The sequence below is a fragment of the Streptomyces telluris genome (genome assembly GCF_024519335.1).
GTDB lineage: Bacteria > Actinomycetota > Actinomycetes > Streptomycetales > Streptomycetaceae > Streptomyces > Streptomyces telluris.
On the sequence record NZ_JANIID010000078.1, the window covers coordinates 1 to 3,370 of the forward strand.

At 72.3% G+C, this 3,370-nt stretch carries 3 protein-coding genes; all 3 read right to left on the reverse strand.

Going from position 1 to position 3,370, the window contains the following annotated elements:
• Nucleotides 1-2,034 (reverse strand): homocysteine S-methyltransferase family protein (locus NQU55_RS36125; RefSeq protein WP_256791862.1); only part of this gene is annotated, 2,034 nt, incomplete at its 3' end.
• A complete protein-coding gene (locus NQU55_RS36130; RefSeq protein ID WP_256791863.1) occupies nt 2,031-3,077 on the reverse strand; it encodes a carbohydrate kinase family protein in 1,047 nt (348 codons plus the stop codon). The genes NQU55_RS36125 and NQU55_RS36130, both read right to left, overlap by 4 nt.
• A 104-nt stretch (nt 3,078-3,181) precedes the next feature.
• On the reverse strand, nt 3,182-3,370 hold a 189-nt coding region (locus NQU55_RS36135; RefSeq protein ID WP_256791864.1), incomplete at its 5' end, for a methionine adenosyltransferase domain-containing protein.

Genomic DNA, 3,370 nt, shown 5'->3' on the forward strand with positions numbered 1-3,370 from the left:
CTCCAACGCCGGGCGCGCGGTGAGGGCCTCGTCCAGATCGGTCTCCAGACCGTTCTTCTCGCCGTCGATGATCCGCCGCCGCAGGCGCTCCTCCAGCGGCAGCGCCAGCAGCTCCTCGGTCTTCCCGGCCTTCATGGACTTGGTGTCCACGCCCTCGAACAGTTCGAGGAACCTCTGGAGGGGGTCGTAGCCCTCCCGCCGCCGGTCGTGGATCAGATCGAGGGCGACGTCGACGTGCTCCTGCTCCAGGCGGGCGATCGGCAGGATCTTCGAGGCGTGGACGATGGCCGAGTCCAGGCCGGCCTTCACGCACTCGTCCAGGAAGACGGAGTTCAGCACGAGACGGGCGGCCGGGTTCAGGCCGAAGGAGATGTTCGACAGGCCGAGCGTCGTCTGCACGTCGGGGTGGCGGCGCTTGAGCTCGCGGATCGCCTCGATCGTGTGGACGCCGTCCTTGCGCGACTCCTCCTGGCCCGTGCAGATCGTGAACGTCAGGGTGTCGATGAGGATGTCGCACTCATGGATGCCCCAGTTGCCGGTCAGGTCCGCGATGATCCGCTCGGCGACGGCCACCTTGTGCTCGACGGTGCGGGCCTGGCCCTCCTCGTCGATGGTCAGGGCCATCAGCGCCGCGCCGTGCTCCACCGCCAGCCGCGTCACCTTCGCGAAGCGGGAGTCGGGGCCGTCGCCGTCCTCATAGTTCACGGAGTTGATGACCGCCCGGCCGCCGAGCTTCTCCAGGCCCGCGCGGATCACGTCCACCTCGGTGGAGTCGAGGACGATGGGGAGGGTGGAGGCCGTGGCGAAGCGGCCCGCGATCTCGGCCATGTCGGCGACGCCGTCGCGCCCCACGTAGTCGACGCACAGGTCCAGCAGGTGGGCGCCCTCGCGGATCTGGTCGCGGGCCATCTCCACGCAGTCGTCCCAGCGGCCCTCCAGCATGGCCTCGCGGAACTTCTTCGAACCGTTGGCGTTCGTCCGCTCGCCGATCGCGAGGTACGACGCGTCCTGCCGGAACGGCACCGTCTGGTAGAGCGACGCGGCGCCCGGCTCGGGGCGCGGCGCCCGCTCGGCCGGCGTGAGCCCCCGCACCCGCTCCACTACCTGCCGCAGGTGCTCCGGAGTCGTACCGCAGCAGCCGCCGACCAGCGAGAGCCCGTACTCCCGCACGAACGACTCGTGCGCGTCCGCCAGCTCGGCGGGCGACAGCGGGTAGTGCGCGCCGTTCTTCCCCAGCACCGGCAGACCCGCGTTGGGCATGGCGGAGACGCGCGTACGGGCGTGCCGGGAGAGATAGCGCAGGTGCTCGCTCATCTCGTCCGGACCCGTGGCGCAGTTCAGGCCGATCATGTCGATGCCCAGCGGCTCCAGGGCCGTCAGCGCCGCCCCGATCTCCGAACCCAGCAGCATCGTGCCGGTGGTCTCCACCGTCACCTGCACCAGCAGCGGCAGGTCCGCCCCGGAGGCCGCCATGGCCCGCCGCGCGCCGATGACCGACGCCTTCGTCTGCAGCAGGTCCTGCGTCGTCTCCACCAGGATCGCGTCCGCACCGCCGGCCACCAGGCCCTCGACGTTCTGCTGGTACGCGTCCCGCAGCGCCACGTACGGGGCGTGGCCGAGCGTCGGCAGCTTCGTGCCCGGGCCGACCGAGCCCAGCACCCAGCGGGCCCGCCCGTCCCCGGCCGCGAACTCGTCCGCGACCTCCCGCGCGATGCGGGCGCCCGCCTCCGACAGCTCGAAGATCCGCTCGGGGATGTCGTACTCGCCCAGCGCCGCCAGGTTCGCGCCGAACGTGTTGGTCTCCACACAGTCCACGCCCACCGCGAAATAGGCCTCGTGGACGGAGCGGACGATGTCGGGGCGGGTCACGTTCAGGACCTCGTTGCAGCCCTCCAGCTGCTCGAAGTCCTCCATGCTGGGGTCCTGCGCCTGGAGCATCGTGCCCATCGCCCCGTCGGCCACCACGACCCGGGAGGCGAGCGCCTCCCGCAGCCCGGCGGCTCGCGTGGCGGCATCGGTCGGGATCGCGGTCACGACGCGCTGCCCGCGGCCGACGGATCCGCCAGGTGCGGACGATGGGGCAGGTCCGGAAGATGCGGCAGATACGGCAGATGCGGGGCGATCTCCCGTGCGGCCTGCGCCCCGTAGGCGTCCTCGATGCGGGCCAGCAGGTCGCTCCACGCCGGCTTGTACTCCTGCGTGCCGACGGACTCCAGCACCAGCGTGGCCAGCGCGCAGCCCAGCTGCGCGGCCCGCTCGTACGGCTGCTGCCACACGACACCGGCGAGGAACCCCGCCCGGAAGGCGTCACCGACGCCCGTCGGGTCCTTGATGTCACCGGTCGGGACGGCGGGAACGCGCAGCTCCGCGCCGCCCTCCTCCGTGATCACCACGCCGTTCTCCCCCAGCGTGGTCACCCAGGTGCCCACGCGCGCGAGGACCTCTGCCGCCGTCCAGCCGGTGCGCTCCTGCAGCAGCGCGGCCTCGTACTCGTTGGTGAACAGGAAGCGGGCGCCGTCCACCAGCCGGCGGGTCTCCTCCGCACCCAGCCGGGCGAGCTGCTGCGAGGGGTCGGCGGCGAAGGGCAGGCCCGTGGCCCGGCACTCGTCCGTGTGCCGGAGCATCGCGGCCGGGTCGTTGGGGGCGACGACGACCAGGTCGAGGCCGCCGACCCGCCGCGCCACCGGCGCCAGCTCGATCTCGCGGGCCTCGGCCATGGCCCCGGCGTAGAAGGTGGCGATCTGGTTCTGGTCGGCGTCCGTGGTGCAGACGAAGCGGGCCGTGTGCAGGGACTCGCTGATGTGCACCGAGTCGGTGTCCGCCCCGTTGGCGCTCAGCCACTGCCCGTACTCGGCGAAGTCCGCGCCCGCCGCGCCCAGCAGCACCGGGCGCAGGCCGAGCCGGCCCATGCCGAAGGCGATGTTGGCGGCGACGCCGCCGCGCCGGATCTCCAGCGTGTCGGCGAGGAAGGACAGGGACACCTTGTCGAGCTGGTCGGGGATGAGCTGCTCGGTGAAGCGTCCGGGATAGACCATCAGGTGGTCGGTGGCTATCGAACCGGTCACGGCGATGCGCACGGGGTTCTCTCCCTGGGCTCGGGGCGAGGGGCGGTGGGTCCTGCGGTACGGGTGGGGGCGGGCAGACGGCGGGGGCGGGGCGGGGTGCCCCGCCCCCGGTCCGGCTAGAGGCCGGCGGCCTTCTTCAGGGCCTCCACGCGGTCCGTGCGCTCCCACGTGAAGTCCGGCAGCTCACGGCCGAAGTGGCCGTACGCGGCGGTCTGCGCGTAGATCGGACGCAGGAGGTCCAGGTCGCGGATGATCGCGGCGGGGCGGAGGTCGAAGACCTCGGCGATCGCGTTCTCGATCTTGCC